General features: G+C 74.9%; 16 protein-coding genes and 1 pseudogene. 10 read left to right on the top strand and 7 right to left on the bottom strand.

Annotated elements, in window-relative coordinates:
- Nucleotide 1 precedes the first annotated feature (1 nt).
- The 4 genes from ACZ4K2_RS17715 to ACZ4K2_RS17700 all read right to left on the bottom strand — a co-directional run bounded on the left by ACZ4K2_RS17715 (nt 2) and on the right by ACZ4K2_RS17700 (nt 1838).
- Complete coding sequence (locus ACZ4K2_RS17715; protein WP_467473731.1) at nt 2–271, bottom strand: hypothetical protein; 270 nt, start codon at nt 269–271, stop codon at nt 2–4.
- Nucleotides 272–439: 168 nt separating this feature from the next.
- The gene (locus tag ACZ4K2_RS17710) at nt 440–667 is read right to left on the bottom strand and encodes a DUF3107 domain-containing protein (RefSeq protein ID WP_467473730.1); all 228 of its coding nucleotides are present in this window, start codon (nt 665–667) and stop codon (nt 440–442) included.
- A gap of 139 nt (nt 668–806) precedes the next feature.
- Nucleotides 807–1448, bottom strand: coding sequence for a TetR/AcrR family transcriptional regulator (locus ACZ4K2_RS17705; protein WP_467473728.1), 642 nt, complete (start codon nt 1446–1448; stop codon nt 807–809).
- Between the two features lie 156 nt (nt 1449–1604).
- Entirely contained in the window at nt 1605–1838 is a 234-nt protein-coding gene (locus ACZ4K2_RS17700; protein ID WP_467473726.1) for a hypothetical protein, read from the bottom strand.
- Nucleotides 1839–2034: 196 nt separating this feature from the next.
- On the opposite strand from ACZ4K2_RS17700, the gene ACZ4K2_RS17695 reads away from it, so the two are divergent.
- The 7 genes from ACZ4K2_RS17695 to ACZ4K2_RS17665 all read left to right on the top strand — a co-directional run bounded on the left by ACZ4K2_RS17695 (nt 2035) and on the right by ACZ4K2_RS17665 (nt 11545).
- A complete protein-coding gene (locus tag ACZ4K2_RS17695; protein WP_467473724.1) occupies nt 2035–3024 on the top strand; it encodes an alpha/beta fold hydrolase in 990 nt (329 codons plus the stop codon).
- A gap of 500 nt (nt 3025–3524) precedes the next feature.
- Nucleotides 3525–4652 carry a DUF3152 domain-containing protein gene (locus ACZ4K2_RS17690; RefSeq protein ID WP_467473722.1) on the top strand — a complete coding sequence of 376 codons (1128 nt, stop codon included), beginning with the start codon at nt 3525–3527 and terminating at the stop codon, nt 4650–4652.
- Nucleotides 4653–5053: 401 nt separating this feature from the next.
- Entirely contained in the window at nt 5054–6826 is a 1773-nt protein-coding gene (locus tag ACZ4K2_RS17685; protein ID WP_467473720.1) for a glycosyltransferase, read from the top strand.
- 437 nt (nt 6827–7263) lie between these two features.
- On the top strand, nt 7264–8694 hold the full coding sequence (locus ACZ4K2_RS17680; RefSeq protein WP_467473718.1) for a hypothetical protein: 1431 nt from the start codon (nt 7264–7266) through the stop codon (nt 8692–8694).
- Between the two features lie 132 nt (nt 8695–8826).
- Complete coding sequence (locus ACZ4K2_RS17675; protein ID WP_467473716.1) at nt 8827–9783, top strand: NAD-dependent epimerase/dehydratase family protein; 957 nt, start codon at nt 8827–8829, stop codon at nt 9781–9783.
- A gap of 251 nt (nt 9784–10034) precedes the next feature.
- Nucleotides 10035–11213 (top strand): adenylyltransferase/sulfurtransferase MoeZ, encoded by a 1179-nt coding sequence (gene moeZ / locus ACZ4K2_RS17670; protein WP_467473714.1) that lies wholly within the window; start codon nt 10035–10037, stop codon nt 11211–11213.
- A 152-nt stretch (nt 11214–11365) separates the two neighbouring features.
- Complete coding sequence (locus ACZ4K2_RS17665) at nt 11366–11545, top strand: hypothetical protein (protein WP_467473712.1); 180 nt, start codon at nt 11366–11368, stop codon at nt 11543–11545.
- A gap of 94 nt (nt 11546–11639) precedes the next feature.
- Here ACZ4K2_RS17665 and ACZ4K2_RS17660 read toward each other — a convergent pair.
- The 3 genes and pseudogenes from ACZ4K2_RS17660 to ACZ4K2_RS17650 all read right to left on the bottom strand — a co-directional run.
- A pseudogene (locus ACZ4K2_RS17660) lies at nt 11640–11837 on the bottom strand (alpha/beta hydrolase); the annotation flags it as partial.
- A gap of 536 nt (nt 11838–12373) precedes the next feature.
- On the bottom strand, nt 12374–13921 hold the full coding sequence (locus ACZ4K2_RS17655; protein ID WP_467473710.1) for an alpha/beta hydrolase: 1548 nt from the start codon (nt 13919–13921) through the stop codon (nt 12374–12376).
- A gap of 75 nt (nt 13922–13996) precedes the next feature.
- The gene (locus ACZ4K2_RS17650; protein ID WP_467473708.1) at nt 13997–16864 is read right to left on the bottom strand and encodes a lysylphosphatidylglycerol synthase transmembrane domain-containing protein; all 2868 of its coding nucleotides are present in this window, start codon (nt 16862–16864) and stop codon (nt 13997–13999) included.
- Nucleotides 16865–17050: 186 nt separating this feature from the next.
- Here ACZ4K2_RS17650 and ACZ4K2_RS17645 point away from each other — a divergent pair, with 186 nt between their 5' ends.
- From ACZ4K2_RS17645 to ACZ4K2_RS17635, 3 genes are all read left to right on the top strand, one after another.
- Entirely contained in the window at nt 17051–17437 is a 387-nt protein-coding gene (locus ACZ4K2_RS17645) for an MGMT family protein (RefSeq protein WP_467473707.1), read from the top strand.
- 257 nt (nt 17438–17694) lie between these two features.
- Nucleotides 17695–21186: an ATP-dependent helicase gene (locus ACZ4K2_RS17640; protein ID WP_467473705.1), complete on the top strand. Its 3492-nt coding sequence runs from the start codon at nt 17695–17697 to the stop codon at nt 21184–21186.
- A 113-nt stretch (nt 21187–21299) separates the two neighbouring features.
- Nucleotides 21300–24968 carry a UvrD-helicase domain-containing protein gene (locus tag ACZ4K2_RS17635; protein ID WP_467473703.1) on the top strand — a complete coding sequence of 1223 codons (3669 nt, stop codon included), beginning with the start codon at nt 21300–21302 and terminating at the stop codon, nt 24966–24968.
- Nucleotides 24969–24994: the final 26 nt, after the last annotated feature.

Genomic DNA, 24994 nt, shown 5'->3' with positions numbered 1-24994 from the left:
GCTACGCCGTCGCCGACCGCCGGCGCAGCCGGCCCGCCGGGCGGAGCAGCAGGGACAGTGACGCCACCGCGATGACCGCCGCGCCCAGCAGGCTGAGCACGGCGCTGCCGGGGCCCAGCGCGGAGCGGGTGACGAAGTCGCCGAAGAGGGCTCCGGCGACGCCCGTCGAGAACAGCAGCGGGCGGGCCGGCAGCCGGTGGGCCAGGCGGTGCGCCGCCGCCCAGGCGAGGATCATGCCGAGCACGGCGGAGCCGAGTACTTCGAGGATCATGTCGGGGGTCCCTCCCACGGCCGGTCCGGCTCGACGGTTGTAGCCGGTCTTACCCGTGACCTGCGGATTGCAATCCTCGGCTGTGGGGAAGTTGTGCTCCGTCCGTGTACGCGACCACGCGAAAGGGCCCGGCGGCAACGGCCGCCGGGCCCCGCACGCGACTTCGGCTCAGAGAGTGCCGAAACCCACCTTGCGCGCGGTGGGCGCGCCGATCTCCACGTACGCCAGACGGTCGGTCGGCACCAGGACCTTGCGGCCCTTCTCGTCCTGGAGGCTCAGCACCTGCGTCTTGCCGGACAGCGCCTCGTTCACCTGGCGCTCCAGCTCCTCGGCGCTCAGACCGCTCTCCAGAACGATCTCGCGGGGCGCGTACTGCACGCCGATCTTGACCTCCACGGCTATGTCCCTCCGACGGTCCGTGATGTGCGCGATCATCCGCGCCGTACTCCGCACACATTAGCCCGGTGAGGGGACGTACACGCCGCGGGCCGGAACGCCAGGAGCGAACACCGTGCGGGAGCGGCCCCGGCGGCCGTCAGTGCTGTTCGGTCCCGTGCAGCGGGAACCCGGCGATGCCCCGCCAGGCCAGCGAGGCCAGCAGCTGCACCGCCTGGTCGCGCGGGACGCTGCGGTCGCTGTGCAGCCAGGAGCGGGCGACCACCTGGGCGAGCCCGCCGAGACCGGAGGCGAGCAGCATCGACTCCGCGCGCGAGAGGCCCGTGTCCTCGGCGATGACGTCGCAGATCGCCTCGGCGCACTCGTTGGTGACCTTGTCCACGCGCTCGCGCACGGCGGGCTCGTTCGTCAGGTCGGACTCGAAGACCAGCCGGAACGCGCCGCCGTCGTCCTCCACGTACGCGAAGTAGGCGTCCATCGTCGCCCGGACACGCTGCTTGTTGTCGGTCGTCGACGCCAGGGCGCCGCGCACCGACTGGATCAGCGACTCGCAGTGCTGGTCCAGCAGGGCCAGGTACAGGTCGAGCTTGCCGGGGAAGTGCTGGTACAGCACCGGCTTGCTCACGCCGGCCCGCTCGGCGATGTCGTCCATCGCCGCCGAGTGGTAGCCCTGCGCGACGAAAACCTCCTGAGCGGCGCCCAGCAGCTGGTTCCGCCGGGCTCGGCGCGGCAGACGGGTGCCGCGCGGGCGTGCTGCCTCAGTTTGCTCGATGGCTGTCACGCCGCCTCCCAAAGTCGTCCACTTGCGGTGTCGGCCGCGCGGCCATCGTACTTTTCGGTAACCGTGGTGTGCGCGGTGCGAGCGCAGAATTTCACGTACCGGACGGAGGCGAAAGCCGTACGGCGTCCCGCGGGCGGCCGGACGGGACGCGCGGGGTCAGCGGTAGTCGTCCTCGTCGAGCGAGACCACGCGCGCCTGTTCGACGAGATCGGCCTCGTTCCCCCGGGCCGGGTCCACGCTCGTCAGCGGGTCGTCGCGGTCCGGCGCGATGTCCGCGTGCTGCTCGGCGGCGTCCACCTCGGGCGCCTCGACGTCGATCTCCGGCGCGGTGCCGGCCGTCGGTTCCTCGATGTCCTCGATCGCGTCGGGCTCGGTGGGGTCATAGGCCATGGTGGGCTCCCTTCCTACGAACGTCCCTGAGGCGACAGGGGCCACATGCGGGTGCCCTGTGTAAGAGCCTAGGAGACAGCAGATCCGGACGCCATGCCGTCCTGCCCGTCGGCTGTCCGGTTCTCCGGGGGTCTCCGCTTCAATCTGTGACGGCGAACACACAAATCCCGACGTGATCACCTCGTAACATTGCCGCATGTCTTCGACCGATTCGCCGTCCGTGCCGGCCGCCAGTGTGCTTCCCAGGGTGGCGCCCGTCCGGGTCGGCGAGGGCGAGCGGATGCGGTCCGTGAGTCTCCCCGGCGTCACCCTGTCGATCCGCTCCCGGCCCCCCGCGCGCGAAGGCCTGCCGCCCGCGCTGTACGTCCACGGGCTGGGCGGCTCCTCGCAGAACTGGTCGTCGCTCATGGCCGAGCTGGAGGGCGTCGTCGACGGCGAGGCGGTCGACCTGCCCGGCTTCGGCGACTCGCCGCCGCCGGACGACGGCGACTACTCCGTCACCGGGCACGCGCGCGCGGTGATCCGCCATCTCGACGCGGCCGCCCGCGGCCCGGTCCACCTCGTCGGCAACTCGCTCGGCGGCGCGGTCGCCACGCGCGTGGCCGCCGTCCGCCCCGACCTCGTCCGCACGCTCACGCTCGTCTCGCCCGCCCTGCCGGAACTGCGCATCCAGCGCACCGCGGTGCCCACGGGACTGCTCGGCGTGCCCGGGATCGCCGCCCTCTTCACCCGGCTCACCCGGGAGTGGACGCCGGAGCAGCGGGTGCGCGGGGTGATGGCCCTTTGTTACGGGGACCCGGGCCAGGTCTCGCCGGAGGCGTTCGAGCAGGCCGTGGAGGAACTGGAGCGGCGGCTTCAGCTGCCCTACTTCTGGGACGCGATGGCCCGCTCCGCGCGCGGGATCGTCAACGCCTACACGCTGGGCGGGCAGCACGGGCTGTGGCGCCAGGCCGAACGGGTGCTGGCGCCGACCCTGCTGGTCTACGGCGGCCGGGACCAGCTCATCGGCTTCCGCATGGCGCGCAAGGCGGCCCGCGCCTTCCGCGACGCCCGCCTGCTGACCCTGCCGGACGCCGGACACGTGGCGATGATGGAGTACCCCGACGTGGTGGCCGGCGCCTTCCGGGAACTCCTGGCACAGGCGGGCGGCGCCCCCGCGGGCTCCGCCGCGGGCGCGGGGAGCTGAGGGCAGGGGTGGGACGCCACAGCCGCCGCGGACCGGTACCGAAGACCGGCTCCGCGGACATAACCGCGAAGCGCGGCAGCCAGGGGGGCCGCCGGAGCGCGCGCCCCGAGGAGCGGCCGGCCGACACGCCTCGGGTGTCGGCCGACACGTCCCGGGTGCCGGACGGCACCCCGGCGCACGGGATGCCGAGGTTTCAGGAAGGCCCGCCCGCGCAGGGGGCACCCCGGCGCCAGGAGGACACGCCGGCCCATGGCACCCCGGCCTACGGCACGCCGGCCCATGGCACGCCCAGGCCGCCCGACGGCGCCCTTGCGCGCGGGGCGTCCAGCACCACCGACGCCACTCCCGCGCGCGGGGTGCCCCGGTCCGCCGAGGGCGCCCCGGCGCGTGGTGTGCCCAGGCTGCCGGACGGCGCCCCCGCGCGGGGGACGTCCAGGACTGCCGACGGCACTCCCGCACGGGGTTCGTCCAGGACCGCTGACGGTACTCCCGCGCGCGGTGTGCCCGGTCTGCGGGCGGACGCCCCCGCGCGGGGCGGCCACCCCGAGCAGCGGGAAGCCGGCGGCGGCTGGGGGGACCTGTCCGACCGGGCGGCCGGCACCGGCGGGCCCGGCGCGGTGCTGCCCCGGCCGCGAAAGACGCGGCCGGGCGGTTCGGGTCGCGGTGCCGGGCCGCGGCAGGACTACCTCGACGCCTTCGACGGCGCCGGCGCGGACCCCCGGGAGGCCGGCGGCGACGGCGCGGACCGAGGGCGCCGCACGGACGGGGGACCGCCCGGGCCGCCGCGGCGGCCCGGCACCGCGGCGGACGCCGCCGGTGCGCCCGTGCAGCGGGGCCAGGGCAAGGGATGGGCCTTCACCGGCATCGCCGCGGCCGCCGTCACCACCGTGCTCGCCGTGGTCGTCGCCGGGCAGGTGGCCGGCCAGCGGACCGACGGCAAGGCGGGCTCCCCGGCGGCCACCGGCCGGGCCGGGGACACGGGCGCCTCAGGCGGGCCGGCGCCCTCGGCCGCGCCGAGCACGGTGCCGCTGACGTACGACCAGAAGATGAGCGAGAAGTACCCGCTCGCCGCCACGCTGAGCGGGCCCGGGAAGTTCGACGCCGTGCCCGGCCTCGACAAGGCGCCCGGCACCGGGGAGAAGTACCGCTACCGGGTCGACGTCGAACAGGGACTGGCGCTCGACGGCGCGCTGTTCGCCGAGGCCGTGCAGAAGACGCTGAACGACGACCGCAGTTGGGCCCACGACGGTGCCCGCACCTTCGAGCGCGTCTCCACCGGCAAGCCCGACTTCGTGATCACCCTGGCCAGCCCCGGCACCACCGCCAAGTGGTGCGCGAAGTCCGGCCTGGACACCACGGAGGACAACGTCTCCTGCGACTCGGCCTCGACCGAGCGCGTCATGATCAACGCCTACCGGTGGGCGCAGGGCAGCAGGACCTACGGTGACCGGATCCACGCCTACCGGCAGATGCTGATCAATCACGAGGTCGGGCACCGGCTCGGCAACGGGCACGTCACCTGCCAGAAGGACGGCGCGCTGGCGCCCGTCATGCAGCAGCAGACGAAGTTCCTGAACCACGACGGGATCCGCTGCCGTCCCAACCCGTGGCCCTACCCGGCGAGTTGACAGACGGCGCCGCGCTCGGCGTGGCTGGTGTCCGCTGTCGCTGGCGCCGCCTGTCCTGCGCTCGCCGTCGTGGCCCTTCCGTGCGGGGTGGCGCGACGGCGGGCTGCCTGTCCGGGGCGAGCGCGGGCATGGCGGCGAGATCCGGCGGTGGCCCGGCCGCGTCGTCCCGGGACGCCGGTGACCCGCGTGCCGGGTGGTGTGACGACGCGCGCCCGGTGGTCGCCGCCTGATCCGTAGCGCGACTGAACGCCGAGCGCACGCGAAAGTTACGACCGTTCACCCCTTTTGGTGGTGCGATGGACAACCGTCCGTCGCACCACCGCCTTGTCCGCTTACGTTCGTCCCGCTGTGAGCCGCCGGGAGAACGGCGGCTCCCGAGACGGCAGATCGGGGGTGCACACGTGCGCATAGGTCTGGTGACCGAGGGTGGCTATCCGTATGTGGGCGGTGACGCCGGACTCTGGTGCGACCGGCTCGTGCGCGGGCTCGACCGGCACGAGTTCGACGTCTACGCGCTCAGCCGCAGCCGGTGCCAGGAGGCCGATGGCCGCGGCCGCGTCCACCTTCCCCCGCAGGTCCGCCGGGTGCGCACGGCACCGCTGTGGACGGCCGAGGACACCGGGGGCCCCCGCGGACGGCGCGCGCGCCGGCGCTTCACCGGGTGCTACGGGGAACTGGTGGCGGCCGTGTGCGCCGGCGACGGTGCCGCCGAGCCCGGTCCCCGCGAAGCCCGGGGGGCCGTCCCCGGAGCGGCCGACGGTGGGGGCGAGGGGGCGGCGGACACGTCCGGCCATCAGGCGGACCGTTTCGGCAACGCGCTGTACGGACTCGCCGAACTCGCCCACGAGGACGGCGGACTCGTCGGCGCCCTGCGCTCCGACACCGCCGTACGCGCCCTGGAACGCGCCTGCCGCGCCCCGCGCGCCCTGCGCACCGCGCGCGGGGCGCGGGTACCCGACCTGCTGGCGGTCTCCGCCCATCTCGAACGCGCCCTGCGCCCCCTCTCCCTCGACTGGTACGGCGACGACGGCCTCGGCGCCGCCGACCTGTGCCACGCCACCGGCGGCGGCCCCGAAGCCCTCTGCGGGCTGCTCGCCCGGCACCTCTGCGGCGTACCGCTGCTCGTCACCGAGTACGGCGTACGGTTGCGCTCGCACTACCTGACCGCCGCCCCCGACGCCGACGCCCCCGCCGTCCGCGCCCTGCTCGGCGCCTTCCACGGCCGGCTCGCCGCCGAGGTCTACCGCGCGGCCGAGATCCTCACCCCGGGCGACGCCCACGCCCGCCGCTGGCAGGAGCGGTGCGGAGCCGACCGCGCCCGGATCCGCACGGTGTACCCCGGCATCGAGGCGAGCGGCTCCACGGAGACCGGCGAGTCCCCCGACCGGGCCGACCCGCACACACTGGTCTGGGTCGGCCGCGTCGACCCCGCCAAGGACCTGCTCTGCCTGCTGCACGCCTTCGCCGACGTCCGCGAGGCGGAGCCCCGGGCCCGGCTGCGGATCGTGGGCGGGCCCTCGGGCCCCGAGGGCGCGGCCTACCTGCGCCACTGCCGGGTACTGGCCGCCCAGCTCTTCCCGGACGAGGCGGCAGGGGCGCACGCCGTCGGCGTCAACCCCGTCTCCTTCGAGGAGATCGGCGCCCCGGAGGCCCCCACACCGGCCGACGCGTACGCCGCCGGTGCGGTCGTCGTCCTCTCCAGCGCCGTGGAGGGCTTCCCGGTCGGCCTGGTGGAGGCCATGTTCTGCGGCCGGGCCACCGTGTCCACGGACGTCGGCGCGGTCGTCGAGGTCATCGGCGGCACGGGACTGGTCGCGCCCCCGCGCAATCCCAGGGCGCTCGCCGAGGCGTGCGTCGCGTTGCTGCGCGACCCGGGGCGCCGAGCGCGCCTCGGTGCCGCCGCGCGCGCCCGGGCGCTCGAACTCTTCACGGTCGAGCGGAACGTCGCGGCATTCCACGGCCTGTACCTGGAGATCGTTGCGCACTGCCCGGTACGCCGGGTGGTCCTGGACGAGTCCGGTGAGCCCCTGCCCTTCGCCGTGCCCGCCGAGTCCCGGGTGCCCGGCCGCTGGACCGGTCCCACGGCCCGCGGCCTGCCCCGCGGCGTCCCCGGCTGGGCCGTGCCCGCGCCGGTCCGCGCCACCCCGTTGCCGGCCGCGGAGGGGACGCGATGAGCGACCTGGACAGCCGTGACGCCGGTCGGGAAGCGGGGCGGGGGTACGGCCGGGTGCGAGAACTGGGCGCCCGGGTGGACGAGCCCGCCGGGGCTTTGGGTGCCTTGGACGCCTTGGGCGCGGCGGATGCCGTGGCGCGCGGGTGGCCCGGCCTCCCGGGCCTGAGCGGGCCTGCCGGGGCGGACCGGCCGGGGATGCCCAGTGCCGCCGATCCGTGGGACGCGCGGTCGGGGCAGTGGCTGGCGGACGACACGGCCACCACCGGACTGCGCACGGGTATCCACGGAAACGGTCCCGGTCTTGGCGCGCCCCGGAACGTACCTGGGGACGGTGCTGGCGCGTCGGGGAACGTCCCCGGTGCGGCCAGTCCCGCTGCAACCGGGAGCGGCCCTGGTGCGGCCGGGAGCGGTGCGGGCATGGCGGGGAGCTGTGCGGGCATGGCCGCGGGAGAACCGGTGGCCCCTGGGGAAGGGGCGCTGCCCGGGACGGAGGCCGTCGTCCCGGCCGACTCCGACCTTTCGGCACTCGTTTACGGGGCAACCACCCCGTCCGATCGGGCCGACGCGCACGACCCCGGATCCGCGGCCACCCCCGGCACCGTCGAGCCCGCGCCCCGTACCCCCGCCCGGGCCGTCCCCGGTGCAGTACCGCACGCGGCACCGGCCGTGCCGCCCGAACCGCAGGGTGCCGCCGCTCCGCGCCGGGGTCCCGCCGACCCGGTGAGAGCCCTGCTGCACCGGCACCGCGCACTGTGCGAGCGAGCCGTCGATCCGCTGGAGATCGCCGCCGGCCTGGAGGCGCACGGCGTCACCGACCGGACCGCCGCCCGGTTCCGCCACCGAGACGTCTTCTCGCTCGCCGAGGAGCTGTACGCGCGCGTGCCGCGCGATGCCGAGCCGCGCACGGAGCCCGGGCCCCCGCCGGTGCCGCCGGTCCACCCCGCCCGGGCGCTGCTCGTGGCGCTGCTCACCCTGCTGCCCGGAGGGCTCGGCGCGGCCGCGGTGGCCGGCCTGCGCCTGACCCACGGACAGCCCCGCGCCCTGGTCGCCCTCGGCGGTCTCGCCGCCGTCGCCCTCGCCGTCCGCGCCGTCCTGCGTCACGGCCCGCTCGCCGGCCCGCCCGGCACGCGCGCGTGGCGCACCGCGGCCGGCACGCGCGCGTGGACGCTCTGGCTGCTCGGGTACGCCCTCGCCGGTGACGGCCTCCTGCACGCCGTCCTGACGGGCGGGCCCGACGCCCCGCCCACCGGCGCCCCGGACGACCCCTGGCCCCTGACCACCGCACCCGTGCTCGCCCTCCTGCTGGCCTGCGCCCCCGCGGCCTGGGCGGCTCGCCTCCTCGCCGCCGGCGCCCGCCGCAGGCTCGCCCGCAGCCGGGGCCTGGCGGACTTCACGGCCGCCGCCGGGCCGCTGCTGGCCGGTGTGCTCGCCCTGTTCCTGGGCGCCCTGGCCGTGCTGCTCGCGCTGTGCGGCACCGCCCTGGACGAGTCCCCGGCCTACCCGCAGGCCCTCACCCTGGGCGCCCTCCTTCTGCTCGCCCGCCTCCTCACCGTGCACCGCGACAGGAATGCCCCCGCGCTCGCCCTGGGCGCCGCGGTGGCCGCACAGGTGGCGGCCCTGGCACTGCCGATGGCCGGCCGGCTCCCCGGCTGCGACTTCCTGGCGGTCCCCGTCGAGACCCTCGCCGACACCTGGGGCACAGCCGCCGTACCGGCCCTGGCCTGCGGTGCCGCGGCCCTGGCCCTGCTGTGGCGCGCCGCCCGCACCCTCACCCGGGCCTCGGCCCACGCCCCCACCGCAGCACCCGACCGAACCTTCCGCCCACCGGCTCGACGCACCGCCGAGGGGCGCCCGCACCACCCCTGTTGAAGGAGAACACCAGATGACCACCGCCCGATCCGGAGCGTCCGGAACCAGCGGGACCGCAGGAGCGCCCGGAGCAGCCGCAGGCGCCGCCGCCATGGCCTGTACCACCGGCGCGCACACCTCGGGAGCCGCCCGATGAGGGTCCTGCTGATCGGAGCCAACGGATTCATCGGCCGCTTCGTCGCCGACCGCCTGCTCGCCGACCCGGCCGTCCAGCTCACCGCGCTCGGCCGGGGCGACGACGCCGACGTCCGCTTCGACCTCGCCACCGGCAGCCCGGGTGCGCTCACCCGCTTCCTCGACGCGGTCCACCCCGGGGTCGTCGTCAACTGCGCCGGCGCCACGCGCGGCGGTGCCCGCGAACTGACCCGGCACAACACCGTCGCCGTGGCCACCGTCTGCGAGGCGCTGCGCCGCAGCGGGTGCGGTGCCCGTCTGGTGCAGATCGGATGCGGCTCCGAGTACGGCCCCAGTCAGCCCGGGTCCTCCACGGCCGAGGACGCCGTGCCCCGCCCCGGCGGCCCGTACGGCGTCAGCAAGCTCGCCGCGACCGAACTGGTCCTCGGCTCCGGCCTGGACGCGGTCGTCCTGCGCGTCTTCTCACCGGCCGGCCCCGGCACCCCGGCCGGCTCCCCGCTCGGCCGGCTCGCCGAGGCCATGCGGCGCGCCATGCAGTCCGGGGACGGCGAACTCAAGCTGGGCGGTCTCGGCGTCCAGCGCGACTTCGTCGACGTACGGGACGTGGCGCGGGCCGTGCACGCCGCCTCGCTCTCCGCCGCGCAAGGCGTGATCAACATCGGTTCCGGCCGTGCCGTCCGCCTCCGGGACACCGCCGCCGTCCTGGCCCGCGTGGCCGGGTACGGGGGCGCCCTGCACGAGCTGGACGTCCCGCCCGGGCCGCTGCGCTCCCTCGGGCACCCCCGCGGCGACTCCGAGCACGCCGTCCCGGTGGCGTACCCGTATCCGGACGGCTGCGGCAGCTGGCAGCAGGCCGACGTACGCACCGCCCGCGACCGGCTCGGCTGGCGGCCCCGCATCAACCTGGAGGAGTCCCTGGCCGACATCTGGATGGAGGCGGCGTGCCGCATCTGACCAGTACCGGCACCAGCACCAGCGGGGGCCGTCCGGACGAGCCGCCGCGTACGGCCCGGCGGCGGGGAGCGGCCACGAACCGCTCCACCGGCCGCGCCGACGGGGGCGGGCGCACCGGCCCCGGGGAGACGGTGCCCGGCTGCTGGGACGGTTTCGTCTCGCGGGTCGGACCGGGTGTCTCGGAATGAAGAAGGCCGTGGCAGTGTTACGAGAAGAACAACCGTAGTGATCGACCGACCAACGGAGTCCCCGTGTCGCTGCCACCCCTGGTCGAGCCAGCTTCTGAGCTCACCGTAGACGAGGTCCGCCGGTACTCCCGCCACCTGATCATCCCCGATGTGGGCATGGACGGGCAGAAGCGGCTGAAGAACGCCAAGGTGCTCTGCGTGGGCGCCGGCGGCCTGGGCTCGCCGGCGCTGATGTACCTGGCCGCCGCGGGCGTCGGCACGCTCGGCATCGTGGAGTTCGACGAGGTCGACGAGTCGAACCTGCAGCGCCAGATCATCCACAGCCAGTCCGACATCGGCCGGTCCAAGGCCGAGTCCGCCCGTGACACCGTCAAGGGCATCAACCCGTACGTGGACGTGGTCCTTCACGAGGAGCGGCTCGAAGCCGACAACGTGATGGACATCTTCGGCCAGTACGACCTGATCATCGACGGCACCGACAACTTCGCGACCCGCTACCTGGTCAACGACGCGTGCGTGCTGCTGAACAAGCCGTACGTGTGGGGCTCGATCTACCGCTTCGACGGCCAGGCGTCCGTCTTCTGGTCCGAGCACGGTCCCTGCTACCGCTGCCTCTACCCGGAGCCCCCGCCGCCCGGCATGGTGCCCTCCTGCGCCGAGGGCGGCGTCCTCGGCGTGCTGTGCGCCTCCATCGGCTCCATCCAGGTCAACGAGGCCATCAAGCTGCTCGCCGGCATCGGCGACCCGCTGGTCGGCCGTCTGATGATCTACGACGCCCTGGAGATGCAGTACCGCCAGGTCAAGGTCCGCAAGGACCCGAACTGCGCGGTCTGCGGCGAGAACCCGACCGTCACCGAGCTGATCGACTACGAGGCCTTCTGCGGCGTCGTGTCGGAGGAGGCCCAGGCGGCCGCGGCCGACTCCACGATCACTCCCAAGCAGCTCAAGGAGTGGATCGAGGACGGCGAGAACATCGAGATCATCGACGTCCGCGAGCCGAACGAGTACGAGATCGTCTCCATCCCGGGCGCCAAGCTGATCCCGAAGAACGAGTTCCTCATGGGCGCGGCCCTGGAGAGCCTCCCGCAGGACCGGAAGATCGTCTTGCACTGCAAGACGGGTGTCCGCAGTGCGGAAGTCCTCGCCGTGCTGAAGTCCGCGGGCTTCGCCGACGCGGTCCACGTCGGCGGCGGTGTCATCGGCTGGGTCAACCAGATCGAACCGCACAAGCCGGTCTACTGATCACCGGTCCCGCCGGCCGGCGGGACCGACGAAGCCCACGGCTCCGACCCGGTCGGAGCCGTGGGCTTCCGTCGTTGCCGGTGTCGTGAAGCAGAGTGTTCCCCCGGCAGTGGGGGAAGGAGTCAGAGCGGGAGGGAGGACAGGAGGCAACCGTGACCGTCCTCGCGATCTTTCTCCTCATCATCGGGACACTCCTGGTCCTGATCGGGACGCTTGTGATCGCCATCGGGGTGGCCTTGATCCTTGCGGGTGCGGCCCTGATCGCCGTGGGTACGTACTTGCTGATCCGCAGACTCCTCGACCGTGATCGAACCCGCTCTCACTCCTGGTGAACCCGAAGGCGGCCTCTCGGCACCGCCGCACCTGTGGACGGCGCCTCGGAGGTCCCTTTCGGTGGTCCCTTCTGCCGGGCGCGCCCGGTGGCCGTCAGTGGCAGACCGTGCCGTCCTTCGGGACCGTGCCCTCCAGCAGATAGGCGTCCACCGCCGAGTCGACGCAGTCGCTGCCGCGGGCGTACGCCCCATGTCCCTCGCCCTTCCAGGTGAGTTCGACTCCCACGCCGTCACCCAGCTCGTCGGCCATCCTGCGCGTCCCCTCGTACGGCGTGGCCGGGCCGCCGAAGTTGAACAGCAGTGAGCCGATGCGGTCGCCACCCGTCGCCCGCGCACGGACGAGGGCGAGCCCGATCGTCCTGCCGCCTGGCTCGGACCAGTCGAGCGGCACCCTGAGCGTCGCGCACCGCCAGGCACCGCCCGGCGCGGCGGCGATTCCGGTGGCCCCGCAGCGTGCCCAGCCGAGGCGCTGGGAGGTGAGGAAGGACGGGAGATCCGGGGAGTGCCCGGCCGGGGAACGCCGCGCCGACGGGGGAGCGGAGCCGGCCCCCTTGCCGGCGTCCCCGCCCCCGCCGGGCGGACCGCCGCAGCCGGCGAGCAGCAGCCCCGCCGCCACCGCGGCCGCCCACCGCGTCAGTCGCATCATGCGCACCCCCCTGACTGGCCCGCCGCCGTGTCCCACGCCGGGCGTTCACGCCATGGTAGGTGGCCCGGGCCCAGCCCGCTGTGGCCTGTGGATAACTCTCTGACCTGCTGCTTCTGCCTGCTTCTCCTGCTTCTCCCTGGCCCTGTCGCTTCTGCCGTTTCGCTCCGGCCGCGGGGGAGGGATCAGGCGCAGACGAGGCCGGCCCTCGGCACCTTCCCGTCCAGCAGGTAGCCGTTCACCGCGCTCTGCACGCACTTGTCCTTGCTGTCGTAGGCGCCGTGTCCCTGGCCCTTGTACGTCAGCTCCACGCCGACGCCCTCGCCGAGCGCCTCCACCATCGCCCGCGCCCCCGAGTACGGGGTGGCCGGGTCGCCGGTGTTGCCGACGACGAGGATGGGCGCCGAGCCGGGAGCGTGGACGTCGGGGTGGTTCGCGGCGCCCGGCACCGCCCAGTCGGTGCAGCTGAGCATCCCCCAGGCCATGAAGGTGCCGAACAGCGGCGAGGCGGCCCGGAACTCGGGCAGCTTCCGCTGGACGTCGTCCACCGTGTAGCGAGGCTTGTCGTCGGCGCAGCTGATCGCGGTGTTCGCCGCCAGGAGGTTGCTGTACTCGCCGTTCTCGCCGCGGCCGTTCAGCGAGTCGGACAGCAGCATGAGGACCTTGCCGTCACCGTCGTACGCCTGCTCCAGGCCCTCCGTGAGGTACTCCCAGAATTCCTTCGAGTACAGGGACTGCGCGATGCCGTTGACGGCGGCGGTCTGGGTCAGCCGGCGCGGGAAGATGCCCGGGATCGGCTTCTTCTCCAGATCGGCGACCAGGCGCGCGATGCGGTCCTTCACGTCCTGCTCGGTGTCGCCGACCGGGCACGGGGTGGTCTTCGAGGTGCAGTCCCTCGCGAAGTTGTCGAGCGCGAGCTGGAAGCCCTTGGCCTGGCTCAGGGCGCCCTGTTCCGGGTCCTGCGTGGGGTCGACGACGGCGTCGAAGACGGCACGGCCGACGTGCCGGGGGAAGAGGTGGGCGTAGACGCCGCCGAGTTCCGTGCCGTAGGAGATACCGAAGTAGTGGAGTCTCCGGTCGCCGAGGACCTGGCGCATCAGGTCCATGTCGCGGGCCGCGTCCGTGGTGCGCACGTACGGCAGCATCGCCTTCGAGTTCCGCTCGCAGGCGGCGTTGAACTCCCGGGTGCGCCGCAGGAAGTCGGCTTGTTCGGCCGGGGTGTCCGGTGTGGCGTCCTGCTGGAAGTACACATCGAGCCGGGCGTCGCTCTCGCACTTCACCGGCGCGCTGCGGCCGACCCCGCGCGGGTCGAAGCTGACCAGGTCGTAGCGGGTGCGCAGGGCGGAGTAGTCGTTGCCGAACGCGGGCAGCGTGGCGACGCCGCTGCCGCCCGGGCCGCCGAAGTTGAACACGAGCGAGCCGATCCGCCGGTTCGCCGGGCCGCTGGTCCGGGCCCGGATCAGGGCGATGCCGATCGTGTCGCCCTTGGGTTTGCTCCAGTCCCGCGGGGCCTGCATGGTGGCGCACTGCCACTCGCCGCCGTGCGGCAGCGGGGACGGGGCACCGCCGCCGCCCTCCGCCCCGTCCGGAGCCGGGCAGTCCTTCCAGTCCAGCTTCTGCGCCGTGAGGTCCCCGTCGCCCTCGGCGCTGCCGCCGCAGCCGGCCAACGCGGCGGAGAGCAGCACGGCGGTGGTGGTCAGCGCGGCGGCGCGCAGCCGGGTGGGGTTCGCCATGCTCCCATCGTGGGGGCGTGCACGCCGGGGCGCTCGGGGCGCGGGCCGTCCGGGGTACTCACCCGGCGGGGGTGCTCACAGGGCTCCCTTGCGGCTGAGGTGGTTGAAGGCCAGCCAGCCCGGCAGGACCGGCAGCCACAGGGTCAGCAGCCGGAAGAGCAGGACGGCCGGGGCGGCGACCTCCTTGGGCAGGCCCACGGCGATCAGGCCGACGGTGAGGGTCGCCTCGACCGCGCCCACGCCACCGGGGGTGGGCGCCGCGGAACCGAGCGCGTTGCCGGCGAGGAAGACGACGGCGACGCTGGCGATGCTCAACGAAGCCGAGCCGTCGCCGAAGGCCCGGATGGAGGCGTCCAGGCACATCACGAAGCACGCGGTGAGCAGGAGCATGCCGCCGATGCCCGTGACGAGCTTCTGCGGCCGCTGGAGCACGTCGAGCATGCGCGGCACGACACCGGCGAACAGCGACCTCACGCGCGTGACGACGAATTTCCGCAGGAACGGCACCGAGGTGGCCACGAGGACCAGCACGGCGACCGTCAGCAGGCCCGCGATGACGGTGCGGGACGGCGACAGGGACGGCGTCTTCTCGGTGCCGGTCAGGTAGCCGAAGGACAGCAGCATCAGGATGTGGCAGCCGAGCCCGAACAGCTGCGACGCGCCGACGCTCGCCACCGCGAGTCCCGGACGCACCCCGGAGCGCTGCAGGAACCGCGTGTTGAGGGCCACCCCGCCGACCGCGGCCGGGGCCACGATCTTCACGAACGACCCCGCGACCTGCGCCGCCACCGTCCGCGGGAACGGCACCCGCTCCGGCACGAACCCCAGCAGGGCCATCGCCGCGGCGACGTAGCTGAGCGCGGAGAACAGCACCGCGGCGATCACCCAGCCCCACTGGGCCTGCGCGAACAGCGTGCCGAACTCGATGTGGGTGAGCTGCGTCAGCAGGTAGTAGGCGCCGATCGCGCCGGCGATGAAGCTGATCAGCGTGCGTGGCCTGATCCGCTCCAGCCGGGCCGGTTCGACGGGCGCCTGGGGCCTGATCCGCAGGACCTGGTGGCGGATCTGGGTGAGCAGGTCCTCCTCGCGGGCCTCCTCCAGGGCCTCGTCGATGGCCCGCTTCTCCGCGCGCTGCTCGGCGCGGACCGCCTTCTTGCCGGGCTTGCCCGGGACGGACGCGGCCGTCCCGGACTCCTCCTGCGCCGGGGCCGGCCTGGTCTGCCGAGAGACTTCGAGCACCGCTTCGCGCTCGCGCTGGGCCCGCTCCCGGGCCAGCCGGCGCAGCGTCGCGCGCGTGGAGCGCGTCAGCGCGATCGGCTGGAGCATCGGCAGGCAGTCGGCGACGGCGTCCGGGCCGAGCACCCCGACCGCCGAGGCGACGGCGCGCTCCGCGCCGACCCGCAGGCCGAGGGTGGTGACCAGCTGGGCGACGTCCATGCGCAGCAGCAGCTCACCGGCGGCGATCTCACCGCCGCGCAGCTCGGCGAGGATCACCTTGCCGGAACGATCCACCAGGATCGCGTCACCCGCGAGCCTGCGGTGGGCGATGCGCCGGGACTGCAGGGCCCGCACCTGGTGCCAGGTGTTGCGCAGCAGCTCGTCGGTGATCTCGTCGTCGGCCAGCGAGTCCAGGGTGCGCCCGCCGGTGTGCTCGTAGACGAGCATGACCGCGTCGGGGCCGAGTTCCGCGGTGGCGATCAGCTTGGGCGCGTTGGCGCCCGCCGCGATCGCCGCGTACGCCAGCAGCGCCTCCTGCTCCAGCGCCTGGCGCAGCGACTGGAGGCTGGAGCGGGTGGCGAAGCCGCGCAGGGTCAGATTCCGCCACGCGCGGTAGAAGAAGCCCTGCGCCTGCTGTTCCCGGTCGACGACCGTGACGTCCAGCGGCGGGCCGTCCTCCAGGGTGACGAAGTAGCGCCGGCCCCGGTCGCCGGTCTCCGACTCGGTGACCTCCTCGCGCGCGGCGCTGAGGGGGCGGAAGCCGACGTGCCGGAGGCCCGCCATCAGGGTCTGGCCGGTGGGCCGGACGTTCGGGGAGCCGACCGCGTACAGGGTGCCGTAGGCGATGGTCCAGCCGATCAGGACGGTCAGGATGATCGAGAAGGGCGTCGTGTAGCCGGTGACCAGCATCGAGAACGCGTCGAGCAGCAGCACGATCCACAGCACCGCGCGCCATCTGGGTCTGCGGGACATGCCGACGGCCGTCATGTAGGCGATCACGGGCGCGAGGTAGCCGTGCACCGGGTCGGTGAGGGCGTGGATGTCGCCCGGGGAGGGCTGGGTGAGCGCCTCCTGGATCGAGTCCGGGGCGGCCCGGGCGACCCACAGGTCGGTGGCGAGCGTCACCCCGTGGGCCAGGACGGCCGCGAGGACGCCGTCGGCGATGCGCAGACCGTCCCGTTTGATCAGCCGCTCGATCGCGAAGGCCACCGGAACCAGCAGGATCGCGATGCTGGACGCCAGCCCCGCGATCTTGATCAGCAGGTCCGGGGCCTGCCCGGTGCCCTTGTTGATGTCCTGTTCGAGGCCCGAGGTGGTGCCGTGCGCGAACGCGGCGACCGCGAGCAGCACCACGATGGCGAGCACGCCCACCAGGAGCCGCATGAGGTCGGACGGGCGGTGCACGCGCGCGGGGAGCAGCGGTTCGTCGCCCTCCACCTGCTCGGCGTGGGGGTCGTCTCCGGTGGGCGGCGGGTGGTCCAGCGGCGCGTCCTGCGGTGTGTCCCGCGGGCCGGGCGCCCCCTCGGCCGGGTCCGCCGTGCCGTCGTGCGCGGGCGGGCCGGGGGCTTCGGCGCCGTCCCCCGCGCGCGGGGGGCCGCCCTCGGGCGGGCCGGTGCCCTCCCGGCGTGTTCCGGCGCCGTCCTCACCCGCGCGGGCGGCGTCCGGGCGCGCGCCGGCGTCAGGGGTGCCCGCGGCCTTCTCGGGGTGCACGCCCTGCTCGTCCATGGTCTCTTCTTGGTCTCGTATCACCAGTCACCGCCCGCACGATGGTGGCATGCCCCACCGACACACACGGGCATCAGGGTGTGGATGCGCGGGCGCACAGTCTGCCCGAAGGACCGCCCGGGTGCGACCGGAGCCGGTCCCCGCGTACCCGCCGCGCGGTCCGCGGGGTGCGGCAGGATGGGCGGGATGAGAGAGCAGAGTCCCGCCGCCGAGTCCCGCGACGCGCCCCCGGACGAGCTGCCCGAGTACGCCGAGCGGGTCCTCGACGTCGCCGAGCGGATCCCGGCGGGCCGGGTCATGACCTACGGCGACGTCGCCGAGTGGCTTGAGGAGGGCGGACCGCGCCAGGTCGGCCGGGTGATGGCCCTCTACGGGGGCGCCGTGCCGTGGTGGCGCGTCGTACGCGCGGACGGCGCGCTGCTGCCTGGGCACGAGCTGCGCGCACTGGCGCACTACCGCGCGGAGGGCACGCCGCTGAGGCAGGCCAGCAGGAGCGCGCAGGGGCACATGCCGCGGCTGGACATGCGACGTGCGCGGTGGGACGGCGGCGCGGACGCGGGGGGTCACACCTGACAGCTTCCGCCACCGGATGCCGCCGGAGCGATCCCGTGGTCCGTTCGGGTGACACGGGGGACGTCCGTGGCATGCCGTACGTTCGTTGGGGGTGGGACGCGCGAGGCCCGAGCGCCACGAGGGAAGAACCGGAAGCCCCGCTTCCGTCCGGTGTGGCGGCGCAGCGTCGGCAGCACGTGTCCCGCTCACCCCGCGGTCACCGTCCCGTACGCGTGACCGCCCGCCCGCCAGCACAACCACCAGGACCGGCCGATCACGTGAGCTCCTCATCCTCCACCAGGCGCCTGCCGCACATCCCGGTGCGGCAGGGGAGCCGTGGCGCTTACCGTCTGGTCCGTACCCCGCCGGCCGTCCCGGCCCCCCTCCGTCCGGACGCGGCGCAGCGCTCCGTGGTTGATCACCGCGCCGGGCCGCTGCTCGTCCTCGCCGGACCCGGCACCGGCAAGACCACCACCCTCGTCGAGTCGGTGGCCGCGCGGCTCGCCCGGGGCGGGGACCCCGCGCGGATCCTCGTACTGACGTTCAGCCGCAAGGCCGCCGTCGACCTGCGCGACCGCATGGCCGTGCGCATGGGCGCCGCCCGCGCGCCCAGGGCGACCACCTTCCACTCGTACTGCTACGCGCTGGTCCGCGCCCACCAGGACGGCGACCGGTTCACCGAGCCGCTGCGCCTGCTCTCCGGCCCGGAACAGGACGTCACCGTCCGCGAGCTGCTCGCCGGCCAGCCCGAGCTGGAACGGCTCGGACTGACCCGGGTGCGCTGGCCCGACGAGCTGCGCGCCTGCCTGACCACGCGCGGCTTCGCCGACGAGGTCCGCGCCGTCCTCGCCCGCACCCGCGAGCTGGGGCTCGGCGCGGGCGCCCTGGACGCCTTCGCGCGGCGCCTCGGCCGCCCCGACTGGCGGGCCGCGGCCGCGTTCCTCGCCGAGTACCTCGACACCCTGGACCTCCAGGGTGTGATCGACTACGCCGAGCTGGTCCACCGCGCGGTGCTGCTCGCCCACCGCCCGGAGAACGCGGCACGGCTCGCGGACCAGTACGACGCCGTGTACGTCGACGAGTACCAGGACACCGACCCCGCCCAGGTCCGGCTGCTGCGGGCGCTGGCCGGCCAGGGACGCACCCTGGTCGCCTTCGGTGACCCCGACCAGTCGATCTACGCCTTCCGGGGCGCGGACGTGAACGGCATCCTCGACTTCCCGGCCGCCTTCCCGCGCGCGGACGGCCGCCCCGCCCCCGTCGAGGTGCTGCGCACCTCCCGCCGCTCCGGCGCCGCCCTGCTGGCCGCGACCCGCCTGATCACCCGGCGCATGCCGCTGACCCGGCTGCCCGCCGACGCGGTCCGCGCCCACCGGGAGCCGGTCCCCGTGCGGGACGGCGGGCGGGTCGACGTCCACACGTACCCGACGGCCGGTGCGGAGCTGGACGACATCGCGGACATCCTGCGCCGCGCGCACCTGGAGGACGGCGTCCCCTGGAGCGACATGGCCGTCCTGGTGCGCGCCGGGTCGCGCACGCTGCCGGCCTTCCGCCGGGCCCTCACGGCCGCCGGCGTCCCCGTCGACATCGACGGCGACGACCTGCCGCTGCGGCACGAGCCGTCGGTGGCGCCGCTGCTCGCGGCCCTGCGCGCGGTGGCCGCGGCGGAGGCCCGGCACCGCGAGGAGCCGGCGGAGCCGCCCGCGCCCGCCTCCGTGAGCACCCCGGACGCCCCGGGCACGGGGGAGGCCGGTACCGAGGCCGGTACCGAAACGGGGAGCGGGAACGGTACCGAAACGAGTACCGGCACCGGTTCCAGTACTGGTACCGAAACCGGTACTGAGCCTGGTGCCGAACCCGGTGCCGAACCCGGCGGCAGCCCAGAAACGGACGACTGCTGGCTCGACACCGAGACCGCCCTCACCCTGCTCGCCTCCCCGCTCGCCGGCATGGACGCCGCCGACCTGCGACGCCTCGGACGTGCCCTGCGCGAGGAGGAGCGGGCCGCGGGGAACCCCCTGCCGCCCCCCTCCGACCGACTGCTCGCCCGGGCACTCGCCGAGCCCGAGCGCCTCGCGGTGCACGACCCGGCGTACGCGCGCGGCGCCCAGCGCCTCGGCGCGCTGCTGCGCCGGGCCCGCGAGCGCCTCGCGGGCGGCGGCACGGCCGAGGAGGCGCTGTGGGACCTGTGGAACGGCACGCCCTGGCCCGCGCGCCTGGAACGGGCCGCCCGGCGCGGCGGCGCGGCCGGCCGCAATGCCGACCGGGATCTGGACGCGGTGTGCGCGCTGTTCGCCACCGCCGCGCGCGCGGAGGAGCGCACCGGTGGCCGCGGCGCCCTGAACTTTCTGGAGGAGGTGGAGGCGGAGGACATAGCCGCCGACACGCTCACGCGCCGCGCGGTCCGTCCCGACGCCGTCCGGGTGATGACCGCGCACCGCTCCAAGGGCCTGGAATGGCGGCTGGTCGTCATCGCCGGCGTCCAGGAGGGCCTGTGGCCCGACCTGCGGCGGCGCGGCTCGCTGCTGGAGGCCGACCGCATCGGCCGCGACGGACTCGCCGAGCCGCTGACCCCGGGCGCGCTGCTCGCCGAGGAACGCCGGCTGTTCTACGTCGCCGCCACGCGCGCGCGTGACCGCCTCGTCGTCACCGCCGTGAAGGCACCGGCCGACGACGGCGACCAGCCGTCGCGGTTCCTGACCGAGCTGGGCGTCGAGCCCAGGGACGTCACCGGGCGCCCCCGCCGCCCGCTGTCCGTGGCCGCGCTCGTGGCGGAACTGCGCGCCACCACGGTCGACCCGCGCGCCTCGGCCGCCCTGCGCGAGGCCGCCGCCCGCCGGCTCGCCCGGCTCGCCGCGCTCGCCGACGAGGACGGCCGCCCGCTGGTGCCGTCCGCGCACCCCTACCGCTGGTGGGGCATGTTCGACCCGACCGAGAGCAAGGTGCCGCTGCGCCGCCACGACCAGCCCGTGGTGCTCTCCGGGAGCGCGCTCGACCAGCTCGCCAACACCTGCGCGCTCCAGTGGTTCCTGGGCCGCGAGGTCAAGGCCGACGCCCCCGCCACCGCCGCGCAGGGCTTCGGCAACGTCGTGCACGTCCTCGCCGACGAGGTCGCCTCCGGCCGCACCCCCGCCGACCTCGACGTCCTCATGGAGCGCCTGGACTCCGTGTGGAACGCGCTCGCCTTCGACGCGCCCTGGAAGTCGCAGCAGGAGAAGGCCAACGCGCGCGTGGCGCTCGAACGCTTCCTGCACTGGCACGTGCTGGACCGCGCCGGCCGCACGCCGCTCGCCAGCGAGCAGGACTTCGACGTCACCCTCGAAGCGGGCGACTACCAGGTCCGCGTCCGCGGCCAGATGGACCGGGTCGAGACGGACGCGGAGGGCCGGGCCTACGTCGTCGACTTCAAGACCGGCAAACAGGCGCCCACCGCGCGCGAGGTCGAGCGGCACCCGCAGCTCGCCGTCTACCAGCTCGCGGTCCGCGAGGGCGCCGTCGACGCGGCCTTCGACGGCACCCGCCCCGAACCGGGCGGCGCCGAACTGGTCCACCTCAGACAGGGCGCCGCCAAACGCGACGGGGGCGAGACCCTGCCCAAGGTGCAGGGCCAGGAGCCGCTCGCGGGGGAGTGGGTCGGCGAGCTGCTGGCCACCGCCGCCGGGAAGGTCCTGGACGAGCGGTTCACGCCCAGCACCGGCCAGCACTGCACGCACTGCGCGTTCCGCGCCTCGTGCAGCGCGCGCCCGGAGGGCCGGCACGTGCTGGAGTGACGCGTCCGCGACGAGAGTGACGTACGGCACCACACGTGCTGACCTGCGCTTCCTCGGTCTCGGGCGGCCGACCGGGCGTCGACTGTCAGTCCCCGCCGCTAGCCTTTTCCGACATGCCCGCCCGTATCAGCGACCCCGAGCAGCTCAAAGAGCTCCTCGGCATCCCCTTCACCCCGGAGCAGACGGCCTGCATCGTCGCGCCGCCCGCCCCGCAGGTGATCGTGGCCGGGGCCGGGTCGGGCAAGACCACCGTGATGGCGGCCCGCGTGGTCTGGCTGGTCGGCACCGGACAGGTCGCCCCCGAACAGGTCCTCGGCCTGACCTTCACCAACAAGGCCGCCGGCGAGCTGGCCGAACGCGTCCGCAAGGCGCTGGTCAAGGCCGGCGTCACCGACCCCGAGGCGATCGACCCCGAGAACCCGCCCGGCGAGCCGGTCATCTCGACCTACCACGCCTTCGCCGGCCGCCTGCTCACCGACCACGGCCTGCGCCTCGGCCTGGAACCCAGCTCCCGCCTGCTGGCCGACGCCACCCGTTACCAGCTCGCCGCGCGGGTGCTGCGCGAGGCCCCCGGCCCGTACCCGGCGCTGACCCGCTCCTTCGCCGACCTCGTCAGCGACCTGCTCGCGCTCGACTCCGAGCTCGCCGAACACCTCGTCGAACCCGGGGAACTGCGCGCCTGGGACACCGCCCTGCTGCACACCCTGGAAGGCGTCCGGCTCTCCAACGCCGACCTGCGCAAGGTCCCGGAGACGGCCGCGGCCCGCCGCGAACTCACCGACCTCGTCCAGCGCTACCGGGCCGCCAAACGCGAGCGGGACCTGCTCGACTTCGGCGACCAGATCGCGCTGTCGGCCCGCCTCGCCTCCGTCCCCGAGGTGGGCCGCCTGCTGCGCGAGGAGTTCCGCGTGGTGCTCCTCGACGAGTACCAGGACACCTCGGTCGCCCAGCGCGTGCTGCTGGCGGGCCTGTTCGGCGACGGCACCGGCCACCCGGTGACCGCCGTCGGCGACCCCTGCCAGGCCATCTACGGCTGGCGCGGCGCGTCCGTCGCCAACCTGGACGACTTCCCCGACCACTTCGCCCGGGCCGACGGCCGGCCCGCGACCCGGCAGGCGCTCAGCGAGAACCGCCGCAGCGGTGGCCGCCTGCTCGACCTCGCCAACGGCCTCGCCGCACCCCTGCGCGCCATGCACGCGGGCGTGGAGGCCCTGCGCCCGGCCCCCGGCGCCGAGCACGACGGCACGGTCCGCTGCGCCCTGCTGCCGACCCACGCCGAGGAGATCGACTGGATCGCCGACTCCCTCGCCCACCTCGTGCGCACCGGCACGCCCCCCGGCGAGATCGCCGTCCTGTGCCGGACCGCGACCGACTTCGCCGAGATCCAGGGCGCCCTGGTCGCCCGCGACGTCCCCGTCGAGGTGGTCGGTCTCTCCGGCCTGCTGCACCTGCCCGAGATCGCCGACCTCGTCGCGGTCTGCGAGGTCCTCCAGGACCCCGGCGCGAACGCGGCCCTGGTACGCCTGCTGACCGGACCGCGCTGGCGCATCGGCCCGCGCGACCTCGCCCTGCTGGGCCGGCGCGCCCGGCTGCTGGTCGCCCACGCGCGCGTGGAGGGCGCCGACGACCCCGACCGGCGACTCGCGGCCGCCGTGGAGGGCACCGACCCGTCCGAGGTCGTCTCGCTCGCGGACGCCCTGGACACCTTCCTCGAAACGCCGGTGGGCCCGGGCGGCCTCGGTGAGGATGCCGACGACGGGCTGCCGTTCTCGCCGGACGCGCGCGTGCGCTTCGCCCGGCTCGCCGCCGAACTGCGTGACCTGCGGCGTTCGCTGTCCGACCCGCTGATGGACGTCCTGCACCGCGTCCTCGCCGTGACCGGCCTGGAGGTGGAGCTGTCGGCGTCCCCGCACGCGCTCGCCGCCCGCCGCCGCGAGACCCTCTCCAACTTCCTGGACGTCGCCGCCTCCTTCGCCGCGGGCGACGGCCAGGCGACCCTGCTGGCCTTCCTGGGCTTCCTGCGGACCGCCGCGCAGTACGAGAAGGGGCTCGACAACGCCCTGCCCGGCGGGGAGAACACCGTCAAGGTGCTCACCGCGCACAAGTCCAAGGGCCTGGAGTGGGACGTCGTGGCCGTGCCCGGGCTGGTGACCGGCACCTTCCCCAGCGCCCAGGGCCGCGAGAAGTGGACCGCGCAGGCCAAGGTGCTGCCGCACGCCCTGCGCGGCGACACCGACACCCTGCCCGAGATCGACGGCTGGGACGCGCGGGGCATGAAGGCCTTCCACGAGGCCATGAAGGACCACCAGCACACCGAGGAACTCCGACTCGGCTACGTCACCTTCACCCGGCCCCGCTCGCTCCTGCTCGGCTCGGGCCACTGGTGGGGGCCCAGCCAGAAGAAACCGCGCGGCCCGTCCGACTTCCTCCGGGCCCTGTACGACCACTGCGCGGCCGGCCACGGCGAGATCGAGGCGTGGGCCGACGAGCCGGCCGAGGACGAGGAGAACCCGGCCCTGCACACGGCCGGCGCCGACCAGGTGTGGCCGCTGCCGCTGGACGCCGCCGCCCTGGCCCGCCGCCGCGCCGCCGCCGAGACCGTCCTCGCCCACCTCGACGCCCTCGCCGCCCGGCCCGGCGGCCCCGCCCCCGCCCCGCACGACCCCGCGGGCGACGCACACCCGGACTGGCCCGCACCACCCGAGGAGGACCCGCTCGACGAGGACCCGTTCGATGACACCCCGTTCGGCGAGGAACCCGACGGGGACCTCCACCCCGAGGACGACCAGGCCTACGAGGACGACCGCGCCTACGAGGAAGCCTTCCCGTACGGAGACGACTCCCCGTACGGCGAGGAGGCCCCGTACGCCGAGGACGCGTTCCACGAAGCGCTCCCGGACGACGCCGGGGCGCCGCGCCCCGCGCCGTCCCCGGACACCGCCGCCGGCCCCGCGCCGGACCGCCCCGCCGGCCGGGACGCCCGGAGCGCCGAGCGGCCCACCGTCCCCCGTCAGGCGCCCGCCCCGCGCGGCCACGGGCCCGCCGGACCGCCGGACCCGGCCGCCGTCACGCCCGAGGAGGCCCGCGCCGTCGCCTCCTGGGACCGCGACCTGGACGCGCTCGCCGGAGAGCTGCTGCGCTCCCGACGGGCCGTCACCGACGTGCCCCTGCCCGCCACGCTCACCGCGTCCCAGCTGCTGCTGCTGGCCGAGGACCCGGACGGGCTCGCGCAGGAACTCGCACGCCCCATGCCGCGCCCCCCACAGCCGGCCGCGCGCCGGGGCACCCGGTTCCACGCCTGGGTGGAGGCCCGCTTCGAGGAACTGACCCTGCCCCTGCTGGAACCGGACGAGCTGCCCGGCGGCGACGCGGAGATCGCCGACGAACGCGACCTGGAAGCGCTGAAGGAGGCGTTCGAACGCACCGACTACGCCCGGCGCACCCCGTACCGGGTCGAGGCCCCCTTCCAGCTCACCCTCGCCGGCCGCGTCGTCCGCGGCCGGATCGACGCCGTCTACCGCCACGGCGACGGGGACGGGACGACGTACGAGATCGTCGACTGGAAGACGAGCCGCCACCGCACCGCCGACCCGCTCCAGCTCGCCGTCTACCGGCTGGCCTGGGCCGAGCAGCAGGGCGTGCCGCTGGAGTCGGTCACGGCCGGCTTCCTGTACGTGCGCACCGGCGAGGTCGTACGGCCCGCCGGCCTGCCCGGCCGGGCCGCGCTGGAACGGCTGCTCACGGAGGAGACGGAGTGGCCGCCCAAGGCGCCCCGAGTGTGACGAACCGCCCTCCGGAGACGCCCGCG

This window comes from Streptomyces sp. NPDC025833 (assembly GCF_055558055.1).
This window is presented reverse-complemented; position numbering and strand designations above follow the sequence as displayed.